Source organism: Sinisalibacter lacisalsi, assembly GCF_014640115.1.
In the GTDB taxonomy this organism is placed as follows: Bacteria; Pseudomonadota; Alphaproteobacteria; order Rhodobacterales; family Rhodobacteraceae; genus Sinisalibacter; species Sinisalibacter lacisalsi.
This window is the reverse complement of the sequence record NZ_BMGI01000003.1, coordinates 68,598-87,840: the sequence shown is the minus strand read 5'-3', so window position 1 is coordinate 87,840 and position 19,243 is coordinate 68,598. Positions and strand designations below refer to the sequence as shown.

Genomic DNA, 19,243 nt, shown 5'->3' with positions numbered 1-19,243 from the left:
CTGGTGCAGAAGGGTCCGCATGGCCGAATTACAGATGACCGCCCTCCTGCGCCCCGTCGCCGCGTTGACCGACCGCGATCTCTTGTGGCTGTCGCGCCACGGCCGGACCGGGGCGGCGGATTCAGACCGCCTCGACCTGGCGCGCGTGACCTGCGGGCGCGGTGTGGCCTCGGACGCCGGGGGCCATGTTCGGGTGCATTTCGGCGCGTCGGGCGAGGGCGAGGCGATCAGCGAGCAGGTGCGCTACGGCGTGCCCGAAGGCCCCGTTGTGAGCGGGGTGGGCATGCGGCTGCGCCTGCGCGGATGGGACAAGATATCCTACATCGCGATCGGGCATACCGAGGACGGCACGTATCACCACGCCAAGGCCACGCATCCCGTGCAGGGCGCATGGTTCGATCTCGCGCTCGGCTTTCGGGATCTGGCATGGGGTTGGCGCAACGGCTGGTCGCGCCACGAGGATCGCCGCGTCACCGACGTGAGATTCTATATCAAGGGGGTGCCCGGCCCGGATGCCGGCTGCGATCTCGGCGAGGTCTGGCTCTGGCGCGAGGCCGAGGATCCCGAGGCCGTCTTCGGGCCCGACTTTCCGGTGCCGGGGGCCGTGCAAGAAGCGCTTTGCGACTATCAGAAAGCCTATTTTCCCGATTACGACCGCCTCGCGCGCGCGTTCATGACCGAAGGAAAATGCCCGCTCGCCGGTAACGCGCTGCTCGACTGGCCCACCGACGCGGCGCGCCCGCCAAGGCTCGGCGAGAACGGGACGTTCCAGTATTCCTGGCATTCGCTGCACCCGGCGGTGCTGCTGATCCTTCTGGCGCAGGACACCGGCGCGGTGGCGCCGCTGATGGCGGCGCGTGGTGTGGTCTCGGACTGGCTTGCGCGCAGCTACGACAAGCCCGATCCCAACGTCAAATACGCCTGGTACGATCACGGCGTTGCCGAGCGTGTCTTCGCCCTCATCATGCTCTATGCGCAGGGGCAGAAACATGGGTTCGATGCCCGGATCATGGCCCGCCTGCGCCGCGCGATCCACCGTCACGGGCAATTGCTGGCCTCCGAAATCTTCTATGCCGGTCACCAGCCGGTGCGTTACCATAACCACGCGTGGTTCCAGGATCTTGCCCTGATGACCATCGGCCTCGCCTTTCCCGGCTGGGCCTGCGCCGATCACTGGATCGACACCGCGCTGGCCCGGATCACCGATCAGTTCGAAAAGCTGATCGTGCGTGATGGCCGCTTCGCGGTGTTTGCCGAGAATTCGATCGGCTACCACCTCGGGATCGCGCGGCTCGTCGCCAACATCGGCACCTTCGCCGAGCTGAGCGGGCGCGAGACGGAGATTGCCGCGTTTTCCGAAGGTCTGGCGGCGTTTTCGCAGCTGATGCGCTACCCGGATGGCAAACGCACCCCGGGGCAAGGCGACACGTTTCGCCTCGCCAACCGCCAAGAAGGAGATCCGACGGGTCGCCGCCCCTACGCCGCGCCCGAGGTGGCGATCCTGCCTCGGGCGGGTTACGCGGTGGCGAGGGCCAATCACGAGGGCCGGCCCTTCATGCTGGCTTTCTTCGCAACGTCGCGGGCGTCCACCCACAAGCACGCGGACAACCTTTCCTTCACGCTCTATCTCGATGGCGTCGAATGGCTGGTCGATCCGAGCTTCCATTCCCACGAATACGAAAACCCGATGCCGGCCTATCTGCGCGGGCCGGACGCGCACAACGCCTTCGTCATGCCCGGGGCGCACTATGATATCGTCCCCGGTCTTGCATCGCTGCTCGGCGAGCAGAACGCGGACGGGTTTCGCTTTTCCGGCGAACACCGGGCGGTTGCCTCGCTCCGGTTCCGGCGATCCATCACCGGCAGCAAACATGCGCTCGACCTCGAAATCTCCGACCGGCTGGAATGGAACGAGGCCGTGGGCACGCCGGGCGGTGCGCGGCTGATGCTGCATTGCGGCGAAGGGGTGGAGGTGGACCGCCACGAGCGCGGGCTTGATCTGAGCCACCCGGCCAGCCCGCTAATCCTGCGCCTGACCTTGCCCGAAGGAAGTGCCGCGCGCCTGTGGCACGGGCAGGAGGAGCACCCGGTGCGCGGCATCGCCGGCCAGGGGTTTCTGCAATCTGCGCCGATCACCACGATCGAGATAACCGCCGCCGAGGCCGACCGGATCGACTGGCGCCTGCAGGCCATCGAAGCCGAGGTGCGAGGCAAGGGGCACACGGGTTCATGACGCCGGACAATCACGATGCGCTGCTTGACGCGGCGATGAAACTGCACCGTCTCCAGAGGCCGACCTCGGCAGAAACCCTGCTGGACCACGTGCTGCGCAAGCCCGGCGGGCCGGACCGACTGTCGGGCTTCGTCGGCGATGCCGCGGGTCGGGGCGATACCGCCGTCGCTCTGCTGGCGCTCGAGCTGATCGCCAACGACGAGTCCGACCAGAAGGCAAGCAGGCTCACGGAAGCCTGGGAAACGCTGGCGCAAAGCACCACGCGGCGCCCGATGGCGCCCGAGCTTTTCGATGCGTGGCTCCGCCACCTTCCCCGCGACCATACGGAACCGCAGGGCAACCCGGGCGCAGATGTCTGTTACGTGCTCGCCCTGAGCCTGCCCCAGAGTCCCTCGGGGTATGCCATGCGCACGCACTACCTCGCGACGGCCCTGGGCCATCGCGGGCTCGATCTCCATTGCCTGACCCGTCCCGGCTTTCCGAAGACCGCCGGCGCCGATGCCCCTCCCGGCCCCAAGCCGGTCGGCCCGATCACCTATCATCGCTGCGGCGGGCCCGATCATCCCGCTCGGAACGACCTTGCCGCTTTTCAGGCCTCGACGGCCGAATTGCTCTCCCGGTTCAGACGGATCAGGCCACGCGTGGTGATGGCCGCCTCGAATTATGCCAATGCCCTGCCAGCCTTCATGGCGGCGCGGCAACTGGGCCTGCCCTTCGTCTACGACGTGCGGGGCTTCTGGGAGCTGTCGCGCGTGGCCAGGGAACCGCTCTGGGCGAAGAGCGAGGCCTTCGCGAATGCCCGCGCGCTGGAATCGCGGATCGCGTCCCAGGCCGATCTCGTTCTCACCTTGACCGCACCGATGCGCGACGAACTCATGGCGCGCGGCGTCCGGCCCGATCGCATTCGGCTCCTGCCCAACGGCGCCGACCCCGATCGCTTCGCGCCGCGCCCGCGATCGGCCAAGCTTTCCCGGCGGTTCGGCCTGCCCGACGGGGTGCCGGTGATCGGATATGTAGGATCATTCGTCGGCTACGAGGGGCTGGACGTTCTGGTTGCGGCCTGCGCCACGCTGGTGCGGCGGGGGCGCGATTTTCGCCTGCTGCTCGTTGGCGACGAGCCTCAGGGAAAGACCGATCTGCGCGACGCCCTCATCCAGCAAGCCAGAGACGCCGGCCTCCGGGACCGGCTGATCCTGCCGGGCCGCGTGCCTGCGGAAGAGGCCCCGGACGTCTATTCGCTGATAGATATCGCGCCGATCCCCCGCAAGGCGGCATCGGTCACCAGGCTGGTTTCGCCGATCAAACCTCTCGAGGCGATGTCGGCGGCGCGGGCGGTGGTGGTCTCCGATCTCGCGGCCCTGACCGGCATTGTCGAACACGGCCGAACCGGCATGGTTTTCCCGGCCGATGACGCCGAAGCGCTCGCGCGAGTGTTGGAAGCCCTGCTGGACGATCCCGCTCTGCGGCACGAACTGGGAGAACGGGCGCGGCACTGGGTTATCGCGGAACGCAGCTGGGCTACGGTTGCAGGGCTGGCCCACAAGGCGCTTTGCGAAGTCATGCCGGGAGGTGCGGCGTGACCGCGCCTTGCCAAAATGAGAGGACACGGCGGCGCTTGCCCCCCTTCTTCGCGGCGAGTAGAAGTTTCCTAACGCAGCCTGAACGTGTCCCACCCCAACCCCCGTTCGCGACGCGGCCCGGGCAAGGCCCCTCGGCCCGAAACGCACATGGCGAAAGGCACATGCAGCGAAACCCGGTGGCAACGCCGAATTCAGGAGCCCGCCTTGCCTGACCTCTCCAAGCCCGCCGTCGGCGCGGCCAGCCTGCCCGCCCCGCAGCTCGGCGCCGCCGCCTTCTGGAAGCCGGTGCATGCCGCCCCCTCGCCCCTGCTTGGGCATATTCCCTTCCTGTTCTGGCTCGTGGAGACGATCCGGCCGCGCCGGACGGTTCAACTCGGTCTTGGCGATGGCGTCGCCTATCTCGCTCTCTGCCAGGCCATGGAGGGGCTCGTCGCCGACCCGCTCTGCCTTGCCTTCGACGGCGGCACGGCCGCGCGCCCCGCCGAACTCCACGCCCTGCACGACGAGCACTACGCCGCCTTTTCCACCCTCGTGCCCGGTGGTTTCGAGCCGTCTGCCCTGCCGGGGGATGCGAAGGTCGATCTCCTCGTCGTCGCGCGGGAAGCCCGCGCGGAAGACCTCGCCGCGCTCGAACGTGAACTTATGCCCCGCCTGTCGGCTTCGGCGGCGATCCTGTTCTGTGCGGACGGGATGGAGCGCGAAACCCGCGCCGGGGTGATGCGCCTGCTGGGCGAGCGGCTTCAGGTTGTGACGTTGGATCCGCCGGGTCAGGAGGTGCCAGGGATGGACCTCGTCCTGCTCGGTACGCCGGAAAGCGCCATCCTGAGCAGTGCCGCGCAGCAGCCCGATGATCCGGCGTGGCGCCAGACCCGCCGGGCATTGCAGCGGCTCGGACAGTCGATCGCCGCCGGCCAGCGCGTTCAACGCCTGGAAAAGGAACTTCGCACCGCGCAGCGGGCGCTCGAAGAGGCGCGGGCGCAGCACGAGGCGCGGATTGAAGACATTGCTGTCTTGAGCCGGGCCTTCAACGAGGAAACGGACGCGATTCTGGGCGCGACACAGCAGACCACCGACAAGGGCGAGGCCCTCGAAAACCGGGTGAAACAGCTTGAAAAGCAGCTTCGCAACGTGAAGGCCCGGCGCGATCAGATCGTCGCCAGCACCTCGTGGAAGATCACCGCGCCACTGCGGCGGCTGATGCGCCTGCTCCGGCGCCGCTGAAGCCGCGCGCGGTTCCGAAGGCTGCCGCTTGGCGGGACCGCGCCGGCGACGGCCCGCATCGCCCCACCCGGCGGGCCGGCCTACCCCAGGGCGTATCCCGCGCCGCGCACCGTCCGGATCGGGTCGGTCCCGCCGTCGCGCCCCAGCGCCTTGCGCAGGCGGCCGATGTGCACGTCGACGGTGCGGGTGTCGACATAGATATCGCGGCCCCAGACGCGGTCGAGCAATTGTTCGCGGCTCCACACCCGGCCCGGCTTTTCCATCAACGTGGCGAGCAGGCGAAACTCGGTCGGCCCGAGCCGAACCTCGGCCCCGCCACGGGTAACGCGGTGGGTTTCGCCGTCCAGAAGGATGTCGTTGAATTCCAGCCGTTCGCCCACCGAAACCGGCCGGGTTCGCCGCAGCTGGGTGCGAATCCGCGCCATCAGTTCCGAGACCGAATAGGGCTTGATCATGTAATCGTCGGCCCCGGTTTCGAGCCCGCGCACACGATCGACCTCTTCCGACCGCGCGGAGAGCATGATGATCGGGATCTCGCTGCTGGTCCGGCGGGATTTCAACCGGCGCAGAACCTCGATGCCGCTCACGCCCGGCAGCATCCAGTCCAGCAGCACAAGATCGGGCTTCACCTCTTCGGCAAGCAGAAGGGCGTCATCGCCGTTCTCGGCAATGGTCACGTCATAGCCTTCGGAAGTCAGGTTATAGCGCAGAATCTCACGCTGCGCCGGCTCGTCTTCCACGAGCAGAACACAGGGTTTTTCGGCTGTCACTCGTCCGACTCCTGGAAGGTGTTCAGATCGTAGGGCGCGCCGTTGCCCTTGGGACGGGCCTCGTCGGGCATTTCGCCGGTGGCCAGGTAGACGACCTGATCGGCGATCGAGGTGACGTGGTCGCCCGCGCGCTCGATGTTCTTGGCGATGAAATGCAGGTGCATGCAGGCCGAGATGTTGCGCGGGTCTTCCATCATGAAGGTCAGGAATTCGCGGAACAGCGCGTTATACATCTGGTCGACCTCGAGGTCACGATGGCGGACCTCCTCGGCCAGCGGCGCATCGCGCCGGATATAGGCGTCGAGCGAGTCGGAGAGCATGTGCTGCACCTCCTTCGCCATGCGCTTGACGGCCCCCGACGCCCCTTCGATGGCGGGCAGTTGCGAGAGCACCTCGGTGCGCTTGGCGATGTTCTTGGCGTAATCGCCGATCCGCTCCAGGTTGGTCGAAATCCGCATCACGGTGAGCACCGTGCGCAGATCGGAGGCCGCCGGCTGGCGCAGCGCAAGAACGCGGGCGCACTCGAGATTGATCTGCTCGTCGAGCTCGTCGATCTGCTTGTCGCCTTTGCGGACTGTATCGGCAAGCTCGAGGTCACGCGCCTTGAGCGCCTTGGCGCTCTGGCGGATGCTTTCCTCGACGAGGCCGCCCATTTTCATGAGCAGGGCCTGGATGGCTTCGAGATCGCGGTCGAAGGCGGACGCGATGTGATGATGGTCGGTCATGTCTTCTGGGCCTCCCTGCCCCTCAGCCGATACGGCCGGTGATGTAGCTTTCGGTGCGCGGGTCGACGGGGTTGGTGAAGATCGTGTCGGTATCGCCGTATTCGACGAGATAACCTAGGTGGAAGAAGGCCGTCTTCTGGCTCACCCGCGCGGCCTGCTGCATCGAGTGGGTGACGATCACCACCGAGAAGTTCTGCTTGAGCTCGTCGATCAGTTCCTCGACCTGCGCGGTGGCGATCGGGTCGAGCGCCGAACAGGGTTCGTCCATCAAGAGAACCTCGGGTTCGGTGGCGACGGCACGGGCAATGCAGAGGCGCTGCTGCTGGCCGCCCGACAGCCCGGTGCCGGGCTCCAGAAGGCGATCCTTGGCCTCGTCCCAGAGCGCCGCGCGACGCAGGGAGTTCTCGACGATGACATCGAGATCGGCCTTCGTCGAGGCGAGCCCGTGGATGCGCGGGCCATAGGCGACGTTGTCGTAGATGGATTTCGGGAATGGGTTGGGCTTCTGGAACACCATCCCCACCTTGGCGCGCAGTTGCACCGGGTCGATCCCGGAATGATAGATGTCCTCGCCATCGAGCAGCAACGTGCCCTCGACGCGGGCGCTCGGGATGGTGTCGTTCATCCGGTTGATGCAGCGCAGGAAGGTGGACTTGCCACACCCCGAGGGACCGATGAAGGAGGTCACCGTCTTGTCAAGGATATCGACGCTCACGTCCTTGATCGCGTGGGTGTCGCCGTAAAAGACCTGCACGTCGCGGGTCTCGATTTTCACGTCCATCTGGTTCACGAGCTTGCGTCCTTCCAGGTTGTCTTTCATGGGTTTGCCCTGCCTCTTACCATTGTTTGTGAAGGCGCTGGCGCAGGTAGATCGCGATGGCGTTCATCGTGATCAGGAAGCCGAGCAGCACGAGAATGGCAGCCGAGGTGCGCGATACGAAGCCGCGTTCGGGGCTGTCGGCCCAGATGAAAATCTGGGTGGGCAGCGCTGTGGCGCTGTCGAAGGGGCTCGTCGGCGCCGAGGTGATGAAGGCGTTCATGCCGATCAGCAGCAGCGGCGCGGTTTCGCCGAGCGCCTGGGCCAGGCCGATGATCGTGCCGGTCAGGATGCCCGGCATCGCCAGCGGCAGCACGTGCTGGAACACCACCTGGTGTTTCGAGGCCCCCACCCCGAGCGCCGCTTCGCGGATCGAGGGCGGCACCGCCTTCAGCGCCGCGCGGGTGGCGATGATGATCGTCGGCAGGGTCATCAGGGCCAGCGTCATGCCGCCGACGAGCGGGGCCGAGCGCGGCAGGCCGAACCAGCCGATGAACACCGCCAGCGCCAGCAGGCCGAACACCACCGAGGGCACCGCCGCGAGATTGTTGATGTTGATCTCGATGAAATCGCTGATCCTGTTCTTCGGCGCGAATTCCTCGAGGTAGATCGCGGCGCCGATCCCGAGCGGGAAAGAGATCACGAAACAGGTGAGCAGCGCCCAGAACGAGCCGATCAGCGCCCCCTTCAAGCCGGCAAGCTCGGGGAAGCGCGAGTCCGCGTTGGTGATCAAAGCGGTGTTGAGCGGCTTCGACACCAGCCCGAGCTCGTCCAGCCGGTCGAACTTTTCAATCGCGGCATCGTCGACCCGGCGGTTCTGTTCTGCCGTGTCGCGCTTGATCAGGCCCTTGTTGAGCTGGTCGTAAGGGTCCGAGGTGGGCACCTTGAGCTTTATGGTCTGCCCGATCAAATCGGGATCGGCGACCACCATGTCGCGCAACTTGAACTGCGCGCCATTCGACAGGATCGAGGTGATCTCGCGGCTCGCTGCGCGATCGGACAGGTCGACATCGGGGAAGTATTGCCCCATCGAAGTCGCCAGAACGTTGTTGAAACCGCCCCGCGGGAGGTTTTCCGACTTGATCTCCTGGGGATCGACGAAGACCTCGATTTCGACGTGGGTCTGGGTGAAGGCCTGGAAGCCGGTGCTCACGAGCGTGCCCACGAGGATCAGCAGCATCGACAACGCGAAGACGATCGCGGCGATCCCGAGCCCCTGCAGGATGACCTGTTTGCGATTGCGCCGCGAAAGGCTCCGCCGCACGGCCTCGGCCGTGGAGTTCGTCTGGCCCGCGTTGACGTTGTCTGGCGTGATATCGGTCATGTCTGGCGAGCCCTAGTCGTAGATTTCACGGTATTTGCGGACGATCCGCAAGGCGAACACGTTGATCACCAGCGTCACCAGGAACAGCATCATCCCCAGCGCGAAGGCGGCGAGCGTCTTCGGGTTGTCGAACGCGGTATCGCCGATCAGCAGGGTGACGATCTGCACGGTGACGGCGGTCACGCTGTCGAGCGGGTTGATCGTCATCCGGGCGATCAGGCCGGCGGCCATGACCACGATCATGGTTTCGCCGATGGCGCGGCTGACGGCCAGCAGGATGCCGCCGACGATGCCGGGGATGGCCGCCGGGAAGAGTACGTTCAGCATCATCTCGGCCCGGGTCGCGCCCAGGGCCAGCGCCCCGTCGCGCAAGGAGCGCGGCACTGCCGAAAGCGCGTCTTCGGCAAAGGAGGAAATGAACGGGATCAGCATGATCCCCATGACCCCGCCAGCGGCGAGCGCGGTGTTGGAGGCGACCTCCAGCCCCAGGCTCTGCCCGAATTGGCGGATCGCCGGGGCCACGGTGAGGATCGCGAAGAAGCCGTAGACGACGGTGGGCACGCCGGCGAGGATCTCCAGCACCGGCTTGACCGATGCGCGGAACTGGCGCGAGGCGAATTCGTTGAGGTAGATCGCGGTCATCAACCCCACCGGCACGGCGATGAACAGCGCGACGGTGGCGATGACGATGGTGCCGAGAAACACCGGCACGGCGCCGAATGCGCCCTCGGCCGCGATCTGGTCTTCGCGGATCGGGATCTGCGGCTCCCAGCTGGTGCCGAACAGGAATTCGGTGATCGGGACCATCTGGAAGAATTTGATGGTCTCGAAGGTCAGCGCCGAGACGATGCCGACGGTGGTGAAGATCGCCACCACCGCGCAGAAGATCATCAGGCCGGAGACGATCCGTTCGACCCGCTGGCGGGCGCGAAACTCGGCCGCAACCCGGCTGCGGGCGAAAACGACGATGGCAAGCGACAGAACCGAGACCACGGCCACGAGCAGCCAGGCGGCGTTCTCGCGGTAGTTGATCAAGCGGTCGGCGGCCTCCAGCTTCCACTCCTCGGGCGTGCCGAAGATCCGGCCGCCGGCGATCGAGCGGATCTCGGCGCCGATCAGTTGCACCTGCCCCGATCCCAGCTCCTCGAGCACCCCCGGGGGCAGCGAGGCCATCAGGATCCGGTTGATCACCGCACCCTCCACGGCCAGCCACAGCAGCACGAGCGTCAGGACCGGCACGATCACGAGCAGCAGCGAATACAGCCCGTGGAAACTTGACAAAGAGTGAAGGCGCGTGCCGCCCTGGCGGATCGCCCGGGCTGACTTGACGTTGATCGCGTAGCCGACGATGGCCGCAAGCAGCAGGATCACGAAGGGCGCAAGTGTCATGTGGATCGACCTACAGAGACAAGGATGACCGCCCGGCTGGTGCCGGGCGGTCGGAAAGGCAGGTCTGCCTTACTGTTTGGCGGGCATGTTGACGGAGTTCGCCACACGCTCGCGCAGTTCGTCGCGGCGCTCATCGCTCAGCGCAACCAGACCGCGCTCGGAGAGGTAGCCGCCGGGGGCCAGCGCGTCCTCGGACATGTACTCTTCGAGGAACTCCTCGAAGCCCGGGATCACGCCGCGGTGGGCGTTCTTGATGTAGAAGAACAGCGGACGCGACACCGGGTAGGAGCCATCGGCGATGGTGTCCATTTCCGGCTCGACGCCGTCGATCTTGACCGCCTTCAGCGTGTCGAGGTTCTCGAACACGAAGGAATAGCCGAAGATGCCCATCGCGTTCGGGTCCGACTGCAGGCGCTGAACGATCAGGTTGTCGTTTTCGCCGGCTTCGATGAAGGGCCCGTCGGTGCGCATGCGCGAGCAGTTCTCTTCAACCCAGTCACCGTCGAAGCCGCCGTCCTTGACGAAGTCGAGCTCTTCACAACCGACGTTCATCGCGAGTTCCACGAAGGCGTCGCGGGTGCCCGAGGTCGGCGGCGGGCCAAGCACCTCGATGGCAACGTCGGGCAGGCGGGCGTCGATCTGCGCCCAGCTGGTGTAGGGGTTGTCGGCCCACTCGCCGTCAACCGGAACCTGGGCGCCAAGCGCGAGGTAGATCTCGGCCAGCGAAAGATCCCAGTCGAAATCGTTGTCACGCGAGATTGCCATCGACAGGCCATCGGAGCCGATCTGGGCTTCGGTGATGTCGGTGACGCCGTTGGAAACGCACAGTTCGTATTCCGAGGCTTTCATCGCGCGCGAGGCGCCGGTGATGTCGGCGAAGTCTTCGCCGATGCCGCCGCAGAAAATCTGCATGCCGCCGCCGGTGCCGGTCGATTCGACGATCGGCGAGGGGAAGGAGGTTTTGTTGGCGAATTGCTCGGCGACGGCCTGGGTGTAGGGGAACACCGTCGACGAGCCAACGCGACGGATTTCGTCACGGGCCGCTGCGGCCGTCGCGGAGATCGCGAGGATGGCAAGGGCCGAGGTGGAAAGCTTGGTGAAAGACATGGTCACTCCTAGGTTTCGATGCAGGCCGGCTCTTTCGGCCTCGTCGTGACGCGTAAAGAGATTCTGTAATCTATATGCAAAAGTTTTATGACAGTTATATGACAAACGCCACCGTTGGCAAAGTCCGTTCGTTGCCCGCGGCGCCTCGGCGGGATCCCGCACAGGTCTCGCCCTCGCTCCGACGCGCGGATCGGCATTGACGCAACCGGGAGCACGCCGAACGCGCCGCGTCGGGCAGGCCGATCGCGCGGGTTCAGGCCCCGCCCATCGGGGGCCGGAAGGCGTTTGACCGGCACGGAGACAGGTCGGACCGCTGCGGACGGCTCATCCGGCGGGGGCGATGACAGGGATTCGGAGGGCCGCACCCCCGCAATATCGCGGTGGGTGCGCAGGGTGATCGGGCCGGGCCTCAGCTTGCCGTCGTCTTGCCTTCCTTGGCGTCGGCGTAGATCATCAGCGGCTTGGCGGCGGAGGTTGCCGCCTCCTCGTTCACCACGACCTCGTCGACATTTTCCATCGAAGGCAGTTCGAACATGGTGTCGAGCAGGATGTCTTCCATGATCGAGCGCAGGCCGCGGGCACCCGTCTTGCGGGCAATCGCGCGCTTGGCGATGGCGATCAGCGCATCGTCGGTAAAGGTGAGCCGCGCGTTTTCCAGCTCGAACAGGCGCTGGTATTGCTTCACCAGCGCGTTCTTGGGCCGGGTCAGGATCGTCACCAGCGCCTCTTCATCGAGGTCTTCCAGCGTTGCGATCACCGGCAGGCGGCCGACGAATTCGGGGATCAGGCCGAATTTCAGAAGATCTTCCGGTTCGAGATCCTGGAACACCTCGCCGACGCCGCGCTTGTCTTCATCCTTGACCTCGGCGCCGAACCCGATCGCCGAGCCCTTGCCGCGTTGCGAGATGATCTTGTCGAGCCCGGCGAAGGCGCCGCCGCAAACGAAGAGAATGTTGGTGGTGTCCACCTGCAGAAATTCCTGCTGCGGATGCTTTCTGCCGCCCTGCGGCGGCACGGAGGCCACGGTGCCCTCCATGATCTTGAGCAGCGCCTGCTGCACGCCCTCGCCCGACACGTCGCGGGTGATCGAGGGGTTGTCCGACTTGCGGGTGATCTTGTCGACCTCGTCGATGTAGACGATGCCGCGCTGGGCGCGCTCGACGTTGTATTCGCTGGCCTGAAGCAGCTTGAGGATGATGTTTTCCACATCTTCCCCGACATAGCCCGCCTCGGTCAGCGTGGTGGCATCGGCCATGGTGAAGGGCACGTCGAGAATGCGCGCGAGCGTTTGGGCCAGCAGCGTCTTGCCCGAGCCGGTGGGGCCGATGAGCAGGATGTTGGACTTCGAAAGCTCGATCTCGTCGGCACTGGTGGCGGCGTGATTGAGCCGCTTGTAATGGTTGTGCACTGCGACCGACAGCACCCGCTTGGCGCGGGCCTGGCCGATCACGTAATCATCGAGCACGTCGCAGATTTCCTGCGGCGCCGGGACGCCGTCGGTCGACTTGAGGCCGGAGCCCTTGGTTTCCTCGCGGATGATGTCCATGCACAGCTCGACGCATTCGTCGCAGATGAACACCGTCGGCCCCGCGATCAGCTTTCGCACCTCGTGCTGGCTCTTGCCGCAGAACGAGCAATAGAGGGTGTTCTTGCTGTCTCCACCTGAGGAGTTGTTCGCCATCTCGTCGCTTCCCTGAGGCCAATGCCCCGTTCGTGATCGGCCCCGATGGACCATTTTGCCCCGCCCCGGACCTTAGGACAGGGGGTACAGCCGCACAATGTCAAATTGCCCCCCTATGACCGGGGGGCAACAGGTCAGCTTTCTTCCGGCTTCGGACGCGCCTCGAGGATCTCGTCGATCAGGCCCCAGTCCTTGGCCTGTTCGGGATCCATGAACTTGTCACGCTCGAGCGCCGCTTCGACATCCTTGAGCTTGTTGCCGGTGTGCTTGACGTAGATCGCGTTCAGCCGGTCCTTGAGCTTCTGGGTTTCCTGGGCGTGGATCATGATGTCGGTCGCCTGGCCCTGGTAGCCGCCGGAAGGCTGGTGCACCATGATCCGGCTGTTGGGCAGCGAGAAGCGCATGCCCTTCTCGCCGGCGGTGAGCAGGAGCGAGCCCATCGAGGCCGCCTGGCCGATCACCAGCGTCGACACCTTCGGCCGGATGTATTGCATCGTGTCGTAGATCGACAGGCCCGAGGTGACCACCCCGCCGGGCGAGTTGATATACATCGCGATCTCTTTCGAGGGGTTCTCGGCCTCGAGGAAAAGAAGCTGCGCGCAGATCAGGCTCGACATGCCATCGTGCACCGGGCCGTTGAGAAAGATGATGCGCTCCTTGAGCAGGCGCGAGAAGATATCGTAGGCCCGCTCGCCGCGGCTCGTTTGCTCCACCACCATCGGCACGAGGGTGTTCATGTAGGTCTCTAGGGGATCGTGCATGCTTGCTTGCCTTTGCTCTCGGTCAACCGGGCCATCCTCCCCGGGCTTGGTTGAATCCTAATGGTGCGTACCGGGGGCTTCAAGGCCACAAAGACCAACCGGCCTCATCCGTCGCACGGCAGAGGTTAACTTCTGGTTGATCAGGCGCCGCCGGGGAGCCGGACGCGGCGCGAGGATGGCAAGGGAAACGGTGGCGGTGTCACGCACGCTGTCCCGGCTGGCGCCTGTGTCCCCGATCCCGTCGGGAAAACCTCGGCACGCGGCGGGTCGTGGCCGCGTCGCTCTTCGCCCTGCCGGGTTGCGGCCCGGCATCGCCCAGTGGGGCCGGCCCTCGCCTCAGGCGACCTTTTGCAGCGCGACGCGCGGCACCACGCCCAGCGCGTGGGCGATGTCGCGGGTGAGGTGGGGCTTGTTGAGGGTGTAGAAATGCAGGTCTTCCACGCCGCCGTCGATCAGGTCGGAGCACAATTCGGCCGCCACCGCGACCGAGAGCAAGTCCTCGCGCCCGTCGCGCACCGCCTTCTCGAAGGCATCGTCGAGCCAGCCGGGCACCTGCGCGCCGCAGCTCGTGGCGAACTTCTTCACCCCGCCCCAGCTCTCGATCGGCAGGACGCCGGGGATGATCGGGGCGTCGATGCCCGCCTTTTCGCACTTGTCGCGGAAGCGGAAGAAGGTTTCGGCCTCGAAGAAGAACTGGGTAATCGCGGAAGAGGCGCCCGCGTCGATCTTGCGCTTTAGCCAGTCCACGTCGGCGCTGTCGTTCGCGGCTTCCGGATGCGGATCGGGATAGGCGCCCACGCGGATGTTGAACTTGCCGGTTTCGGCCAGCGCCTCGATCAATTCGACCGAATTGGCAAAGCCCTCCGGGTGCGGCGTGAAGCCGCCCTGCCCCTTCGGCGGGTCGCCGCGCAGGGCCACGATCTCGGTGATTCCCGCCTCGGCATAGGCTTGCGCGATCTCCAGCGTCTCGGCGCGGCTGGCATCAACACAGGTCAGGTGCGCGGCGACGTTGAGGCCGTAGCGGTTGTGAATCGTCGTCACCGCGTCGTGGGTGAGTGCCCGGGTGGTGCCGCCGGCGCCATAGGTGACCGAGACGAAGCTCGGATCGAGCGGCGCCAGGTCGCGCACGGTGTCGGACAGGCGAAAGGCGCCCGAGATGTTCTTGGGCGGGAAGAATTCGAACGAGATACGCGGGGTCGGCATGGCGGGCTCCACATCTTGGGTTGCTGGCCTTGTATCCGGCGCGGGCTTGTGAGACAAATTCATAAATCTCAGAAAGATCATGAAGGCTGCTCATGTATCTCGAATTCCGGCACCTGCGCACCATCCGCGCGATCCACGAAGCGGGCGGCCTCGCGCGCGCCGCCGACATGCTGCATATCACCCAATCGGCGCTCTCCCACCAGGTCAAGGCGCTGGAGGAGCAGGTCGGCATGGAATTGTTCCAACGCCGCTCAAAACCGATGAAGCTCAGCCCCGCCGGGCTCAAACTGCTGCGGCTGGCCGAACACATCCTGCCCGAGATCGCCGCCGTCGAGGAAGAATTCCGCTCGATGCAGGCGGGCCGCTCGGGGCGGCTGCACATCGCCATCGAATGCCACGCCTGTTTCGACTGGCTTTTCCCTGTGCTCGACGGGCTGCGATCGGCCTGGCCGGATGTCGATGTCGATATCCGCATGCGCCTCGCCTTCGACGCGATCGAGGCGCTGAGGCGCGAGGAGGTGGATTTCGTCATCTCCTCCGACCCGGTCGCGCTGCCCGGCATCACCTTCCAGCCGCTGTTCGATTACGAGCCGATGTTCGTCTGCCCGCGCGGTCACCGGCTGGCCGACAAACCCTTCATCGAGGCGGCGGATTTCGAAGCGGAAACCCTGCTGCACTACCCGGTCGAACGCGGCAAGCTCGACATCTTCACCCAGTTGCTCACCCCCGCGCGCGTCGAACCCCGCGGCATGCGGCCGGTGGAACTCACCGAGGTGATCCTGATGCTGGTCGCGGCCGGGCGCGGCGTGACGGTGCTGCCCGACTGGGTCTTGCGCGACGTGCGCGCCCGGCCCGACTACGTGGTGAAACGGATCACCCGGGCCGGGCTTTCGAAGCGGATGTATGCCGCCGTGCGCGAAGAAGACGCCACCCGCCCCTACATCGCCCACATGATCCGCCTCGCGCGCACCGAACCGGTGAAGCTGCAGCGGGGATAGGGGGGCGAAATCCGTACGGATTTCGGCACGGAATCCGTACGGATTCCGGAGCGGTTTCTGCAAAGAAACCGTTCCCCCGCCTTGGCAAGGCGCGCGCCCGAGCGTATAGCGCCGGCAACAGACAGGAGCGCCCCATGCAGCAAGGCAGTGCCAACCTCAACGTGATGATCAAGGCCGCGCGCAAGGCCGGCCGCAGCCTGGTGAAGGATTTCCGCGAGGTCGAGAACCTGCAGGTCTCGATGAAGGGCGCGGGCGACTTCGTCTCCAAGGCCGATATCGCCGCCGAGGAGATCATCAAGAACGAGCTCACCGCAGCACGACCGAACTACGGCTGGCTCGGCGAGGAGGGCGGCGGCGAAGACGGCAAGGACCCGACCCGGCGCTGGATCGTCGACCCGCTCGACGGCACCACCAACTTCCTGCACGGCCTCCCGCACTGGGCGGTGTCGATCGCCCTCGAACACAAGGGCGAGATCGTCGCCGGCGTGGTCTTCGATCCGGCGAAGGACGAGATGTTCTTTGCCGAGAAGGGCGGCGGCGCCTTCATGAACGAAACCCGCCTGAGGGTTTCGGGCCGCGCGCGGATGATCGAGTCGATCTTCGCCACCGGCCTGCCCTTCGGTGGCCGCGCCGATCTGCCCGAGACCCTGCAGGATCTCGCCCGGCTGCTGCCCACCTGCGCCGGGGTGCGCCGCTGGGGGGCCGCCGCGCTCGATCTCGCCTACGTCGCCGCCGGCCGCTACGACGGTTTCTGGGAGCGCCGCCTGAACGCGTGGGACATCGCCGCGGGCCTCGTCATCCTGCGCGAGGCCGGCGGGCTGGTGGAACCGATCGACAAGGGCGACGACATCCTCGCCGCCGGCGAGCTGATCGGCGCCAACGAGGTGATCTTCGACAAGTTCGCCGCGGTGATCCGGGGGGAATGAGGGCGCCGCGTCGTTTCGACACGGTTTCAAGAAATCTGCGCACGAAAACCGCAATCCTGCCGGATTTGCCATTCATCCTGGCAAATCAAGGTCGAAATCACAGGATTGGGTTCCTCATGTCGTACCCGCATTTCATCACCTGTCCGGCGAAATTCGCCGAAGACGAGCAGGGTGCCGTCACCGTTGACTGGGTGGTGCTCACCGCCGCGATCCTGCTGCTGGGCGCGGCATCGGCGTTCTATGTCACCTCTTCGGTGCCCGAGGTTGCCGATGCCATCGTCAACTACCTCGAAGGGGTCGAGGTCGTCCCGGAATGATCCGATCGGCCCCGAGGTAGCGGTCTCCGCCCCGGGCCGAGGCTTCTCCGGCGAAGCCCTGCATCGCCGAGGCTACCGCTTCCGCCGCCGCACTTTCGGCACCGAGCTCTCCACCAGCCGGTAGCGCGCCTCCGGATGATCGGGATGTCCCTCCGTCCGGGCCCAGAACCGCGGCCCGCCCGCCCGGATCCAGTAGGGCAGGATCGCGGCGAGGCCGAGGGCGAATCCCCCGGCGTGAGCCCAGTAGGCCACGCCGCCATCGGCGGGATTACCGAAGCCGCTGACCAGCTGGATCGTGAACCACAGCCCGAGCATCAGCCAGGCCGGCACCGCGAAAACCCTGAAGTAGACGATGAGGATCAGGAGCACGTCGACGCGGGCGCGCGGGAAGAGAAGCAGGTAACCGCCCATCACCCCCGCGATCGCGCCCGAGGCGCCCACCATCGGCACCGGGCTCGTCGGCGCCGCGGCGAACTGCAGCAGCGCCGCGCCGATGCCGGTGGCGAGGTAGAAGGCAAGAAAGCCCGCGTGGCCGAGCCGATCTTCGAGGTTGTCGCCGAAAATCCACAAAAACAGCATGTTGCCGCCGAGGTGAAGCAGGCTGCCGTGCAGGAACATCGCGGTCAGCAGGCCATGATACCCGGTGCCGCTCACCAGCTTGGCCGGCACCATGCCCCATTCCCAGAACAGAATCGCCAACGCCCGCTCATCGCCGAAAAGCGGCAGGTAGCTGAGGAAGATCACCACGTTGGCCGCGATCAGCGCCCAGGTGACGATGGGAAACCGTTCGGAAGGGTTATGATCGCGGATCGGGAACATGGGGCGAGGTCACACCAGCCGCCGCGCGCCGTCAAGCGCCACGCCTCGCACGCAGTTGACTTGACGGCGCGGGGCGCGGCGGCAACCGTTGCTTCATGCGCATGTTCTTCACCTCGGCCCTCGTCCTCCTCGCCCTGCCCGCGCAGGGCAATACCTGCCCGCCCGCGCCCGACATTACCGCCGCTCTCGACGCCCTGATCGCCGATGCGCAGGCGGCCGAAACCTACATGGCCGGGCGCGACGCCTTCTACGACATGCGGGCATTGTGGAGCGCCGCGCCCGATACCTGGTCGGGCGAGTTGCTCGACATCGCGCTCGAACGCATCGCCATCGCCGATTACGACGGGGCGCTTCGCGGCCTCGACGCTTTGGTGGAACACTGCCCGCACTGGGCCGAGGGCTGGAACCAGCGCGCCTATGTCCGCTTCCTGCAGGAAGACTACGCCGCCGCGCTCGCCGATCTCGACCGCGCCCTCGCGCTCAACCCCCGGCACGTCGCCGCACTCTCCGGCAAGGGGCTCACGCTGATGCGCATGGGCCGCGACGAGGAAGGCGACGCCGTGCTGCGCGAAGCCGTGGCGCTGCATCCCTGGCTGCCCGAACGCGGCCTGCTCGACCCGCCCGCCGGGGCGCCGCGCTGAACCGGGCGGCGCGGCCCGCCTCGCCCCGACGGGTGCCGCAGGGGCCAAGCCTTGCCATCGCCGGCTGAACCGGGGTCAGGCGCGTTCAAAAACGAAGATCAGGTTGTTCGCCGGCATCTCGATCAGGTCAAGCCGGTCGAGCCCGGCCTCCGCCGCCACCGCGTCGACCCACTCGACATCCTTGTAGCCGATCGCGGGATCGGAGGCGGTGAGCCGGGCGTGGAAGCTGGCGTCGCCCTCCGAGCGGAACCTGCCGCCGGCGCGAAACGGTCCGTAGAGGCAGAACCGCCCGCCGGGCGCGAGCGCGCGCGCCGCGCCGCGGATCACGTTGGCCGCCGCCGCTTCCGGCACCAGGTGCATGAGGTTGGCCAGATAGACCACCGCGACAGGGTCCACCCGCCAATCCGGCCCGGTGGCGTCGAGCAGGGTTGCGACCCGCATGTTGCTCACCCCTTCGGCGGCGCGCCAGGCATCGATGCTGGCGAGCCGGAGGGGGTCGATATCGGTTGGATGCCAGTCCAGCCCCGGATTGCCGCCCGCCAGCGCGACGGCGTGCTCGCCGGTTCCGGCGGCGATCTCGAGGGCGCGGCCGCGTTCCGGCAGCCAGCCGGCCAGCGCCGCGACGATGGCCGGGGCGTTGCGCACCGCGGCGGGCGCCGAAAGCCGACCGTCGGCCAGGCTGTCGGCGTTGCTATGCGTCTGCGTCATGTCACCTTTGCGAGTCATTTCGG

General features: G+C 66.3%; 18 protein-coding genes. 7 read left to right on the top strand and 11 right to left on the bottom strand.

The features are described 5' to 3' along the window. Positions 1-19: 19 nt before the first annotated feature. The 3 genes from IEW01_RS09990 (at position 20) to IEW01_RS09980 (ending at position 5,034) form a co-directional block, all read left to right on the top strand. Entirely contained in the window at positions 20-2,233 is a 2,214-nt protein-coding gene (locus IEW01_RS09990) for a heparinase II/III domain-containing protein (RefSeq protein ID WP_188527493.1), read from the top strand. Continuing rightward, positions 2,230-3,813, top strand: a complete 1,584-nt coding sequence (locus tag IEW01_RS09985) for a glycosyltransferase family 4 protein (RefSeq protein WP_188527492.1) — start codon at positions 2,230-2,232, stop codon at positions 3,811-3,813. Before IEW01_RS09990 ends, IEW01_RS09985 begins: the two co-directional genes overlap by 4 nt. A 204-nt stretch (positions 3,814-4,017) precedes the next feature. Then, a complete protein-coding gene (locus IEW01_RS09980) occupies positions 4,018-5,034 on the top strand; it encodes a coiled-coil domain-containing protein (protein WP_188527491.1) in 1,017 nt (338 codons plus the stop codon). Positions 5,035-5,114: 80 nt separating this feature from the next. Here the strand turns inward: IEW01_RS09980 and phoB are convergent, their stop codons facing one another. The 9 genes from phoB to metF all read right to left on the bottom strand — a co-directional run bounded on the left by phoB (position 5,115) and on the right by metF (position 14,811). Further along, positions 5,115-5,804: a phosphate regulon transcriptional regulator PhoB gene (phoB, locus tag IEW01_RS09975; RefSeq protein ID WP_188527490.1), complete on the bottom strand. Its 690-nt coding sequence runs from the start codon at positions 5,802-5,804 to the stop codon at positions 5,115-5,117. Further along, positions 5,801-6,529, bottom strand: coding sequence for a phosphate signaling complex protein PhoU (phoU, locus tag IEW01_RS09970; RefSeq protein WP_188527489.1), 729 nt, complete (start codon positions 6,527-6,529; stop codon positions 5,801-5,803). Before phoU ends, phoB begins: the two co-directional genes overlap by 4 nt. Positions 6,530-6,551: 22 nt before the next feature. Continuing rightward, complete coding sequence (pstB, locus tag IEW01_RS09965; RefSeq protein WP_188527488.1) at positions 6,552-7,349, bottom strand: phosphate ABC transporter ATP-binding protein PstB; 798 nt, start codon at positions 7,347-7,349, stop codon at positions 6,552-6,554. Between the two features lie 16 nt (positions 7,350-7,365). Then, complete coding sequence (pstA, locus tag IEW01_RS09960; protein ID WP_188527487.1) at positions 7,366-8,670, bottom strand: phosphate ABC transporter permease PstA; 1,305 nt, start codon at positions 8,668-8,670, stop codon at positions 7,366-7,368. Positions 8,671-8,682: 12 nt separating this feature from the next. Further along, positions 8,683-10,059 carry a phosphate ABC transporter permease subunit PstC gene (gene pstC, locus IEW01_RS09955; RefSeq protein ID WP_188527486.1) on the bottom strand — a complete coding sequence of 459 codons (1,377 nt, stop codon included), beginning with the start codon at positions 10,057-10,059 and terminating at the stop codon, positions 8,683-8,685. A gap of 69 nt (positions 10,060-10,128) precedes the next feature. Next, positions 10,129-11,166, bottom strand: a complete 1,038-nt coding sequence (locus tag IEW01_RS09950; protein ID WP_188527485.1) for a substrate-binding domain-containing protein — start codon at positions 11,164-11,166, stop codon at positions 10,129-10,131. A gap of 409 nt (positions 11,167-11,575) precedes the next feature. Beyond that, complete coding sequence (gene clpX / locus IEW01_RS09945) at positions 11,576-12,847, bottom strand: ATP-dependent Clp protease ATP-binding subunit ClpX (RefSeq protein WP_188527484.1); 1,272 nt, start codon at positions 12,845-12,847, stop codon at positions 11,576-11,578. Positions 12,848-12,981: 134 nt separating this feature from the next. Continuing rightward, positions 12,982-13,608, bottom strand: a complete 627-nt coding sequence (locus IEW01_RS09940; RefSeq protein WP_188527483.1) for an ATP-dependent Clp protease proteolytic subunit — start codon at positions 13,606-13,608, stop codon at positions 12,982-12,984. A gap of 336 nt (positions 13,609-13,944) precedes the next feature. Continuing rightward, positions 13,945-14,811: a methylenetetrahydrofolate reductase [NAD(P)H] gene (gene metF, locus IEW01_RS09935; protein WP_188527482.1), complete on the bottom strand. Its 867-nt coding sequence runs from the start codon at positions 14,809-14,811 to the stop codon at positions 13,945-13,947. A 92-nt stretch (positions 14,812-14,903) separates the two neighbouring features. Here metF and IEW01_RS09930 point away from each other — a divergent pair, with 92 nt between their 5' ends. The 3 genes from IEW01_RS09930 to IEW01_RS09920 all read left to right on the top strand — a co-directional run bounded on the left by IEW01_RS09930 (position 14,904) and on the right by IEW01_RS09920 (position 17,052). Then, complete coding sequence (locus tag IEW01_RS09930) at positions 14,904-15,809, top strand: LysR family transcriptional regulator (RefSeq protein ID WP_188527481.1); 906 nt, start codon at positions 14,904-14,906, stop codon at positions 15,807-15,809. Between the two features lie 134 nt (positions 15,810-15,943). Further along, positions 15,944-16,735, top strand: coding sequence for an inositol monophosphatase family protein (locus IEW01_RS09925; RefSeq protein WP_229738188.1), 792 nt, complete (start codon positions 15,944-15,946; stop codon positions 16,733-16,735). Between the two features lie 116 nt (positions 16,736-16,851). Beyond that, positions 16,852-17,052, top strand: coding sequence for a hypothetical protein (locus tag IEW01_RS09920; protein ID WP_188527480.1), 201 nt, complete (start codon positions 16,852-16,854; stop codon positions 17,050-17,052). A gap of 72 nt (positions 17,053-17,124) precedes the next feature. Here the strand turns inward: IEW01_RS09920 and IEW01_RS09915 are convergent, their stop codons facing one another. Further along, positions 17,125-17,871, bottom strand: coding sequence for a rhomboid family intramembrane serine protease (locus IEW01_RS09915; protein ID WP_188527479.1), 747 nt, complete (start codon positions 17,869-17,871; stop codon positions 17,125-17,127). A gap of 95 nt (positions 17,872-17,966) precedes the next feature. On the opposite strand from IEW01_RS09915, the gene IEW01_RS09910 reads away from it, so the two are divergent. Then, a complete protein-coding gene (locus IEW01_RS09910) occupies positions 17,967-18,512 on the top strand; it encodes a tetratricopeptide repeat protein (protein ID WP_229738187.1) in 546 nt (181 codons plus the stop codon). 75 nt (positions 18,513-18,587) lie between these two features. On the opposite strand, the gene IEW01_RS09905 is transcribed toward IEW01_RS09910, so the two are convergent. After that, positions 18,588-19,238 (bottom strand): DUF938 domain-containing protein, encoded by a 651-nt coding sequence (locus IEW01_RS09905; RefSeq protein WP_229738186.1) that lies wholly within the window; start codon positions 19,236-19,238, stop codon positions 18,588-18,590. Between the last annotated feature and the right edge of the window lie 5 nt (positions 19,239-19,243).

Excerpts from the sequence above, each read along its gene's own strand:
- IEW01_RS09990 (WP_188527493.1), top strand. The coding sequence starts at position 20 with ATGGCCGAATTACAGATGACCGCCCTCCTGCGCCCCGTCGCCGCGTTG.
- IEW01_RS09985 (WP_188527492.1), top strand. The coding sequence starts at position 2,230 with ATGACGCCGGACAATCACGATGCGCTGCTTGACGCGGCGATGAAACTG.
- phoU (WP_188527489.1), bottom strand. The coding sequence starts at position 6,529 with ATGACCGACCATCATCACATCGCGTCCGCCTTCGACCGCGATCTCGAA.
- pstB (WP_188527488.1), bottom strand. The coding sequence starts at position 7,349 with ATGAAAGACAACCTGGAAGGACGCAAGCTCGTGAACCAGATGGACGTG.
- pstA (WP_188527487.1), bottom strand. The coding sequence starts at position 8,670 with ATGACCGATATCACGCCAGACAACGTCAACGCGGGCCAGACGAACTCC.
- pstC (WP_188527486.1), bottom strand. The coding sequence starts at position 10,059 with ATGACACTTGCGCCCTTCGTGATCCTGCTGCTTGCGGCCATCGTCGGC.
- IEW01_RS09950 (WP_188527485.1), bottom strand. The coding sequence starts at position 11,166 with ATGTCTTTCACCAAGCTTTCCACCTCGGCCCTTGCCATCCTCGCGATC.
- clpX (WP_188527484.1), bottom strand. The coding sequence starts at position 12,847 with ATGGCGAACAACTCCTCAGGTGGAGACAGCAAGAACACCCTCTATTGC.
- IEW01_RS09940 (WP_188527483.1), bottom strand. The coding sequence starts at position 13,608 with ATGCACGATCCCCTAGAGACCTACATGAACACCCTCGTGCCGATGGTG.
- metF (WP_188527482.1), bottom strand. The coding sequence starts at position 14,811 with ATGCCGACCCCGCGTATCTCGTTCGAATTCTTCCCGCCCAAGAACATC.
- IEW01_RS09930 (WP_188527481.1), top strand. The coding sequence starts at position 14,904 with ATGTATCTCGAATTCCGGCACCTGCGCACCATCCGCGCGATCCACGAA.
- IEW01_RS09925 (WP_229738188.1), top strand. The coding sequence starts at position 15,944 with ATGCAGCAAGGCAGTGCCAACCTCAACGTGATGATCAAGGCCGCGCGC.
- IEW01_RS09920 (WP_188527480.1), top strand. The coding sequence starts at position 16,852 with ATGTCGTACCCGCATTTCATCACCTGTCCGGCGAAATTCGCCGAAGAC.
- IEW01_RS09915 (WP_188527479.1), bottom strand. The coding sequence starts at position 17,871 with ATGTTCCCGATCCGCGATCATAACCCTTCCGAACGGTTTCCCATCGTC.
- IEW01_RS09910 (WP_229738187.1), top strand. The coding sequence starts at position 17,967 with ATGCGCATGTTCTTCACCTCGGCCCTCGTCCTCCTCGCCCTGCCCGCG.
- IEW01_RS09905 (WP_229738186.1), bottom strand. The coding sequence starts at position 19,238 with ATGACTCGCAAAGGTGACATGACGCAGACGCATAGCAACGCCGACAGC.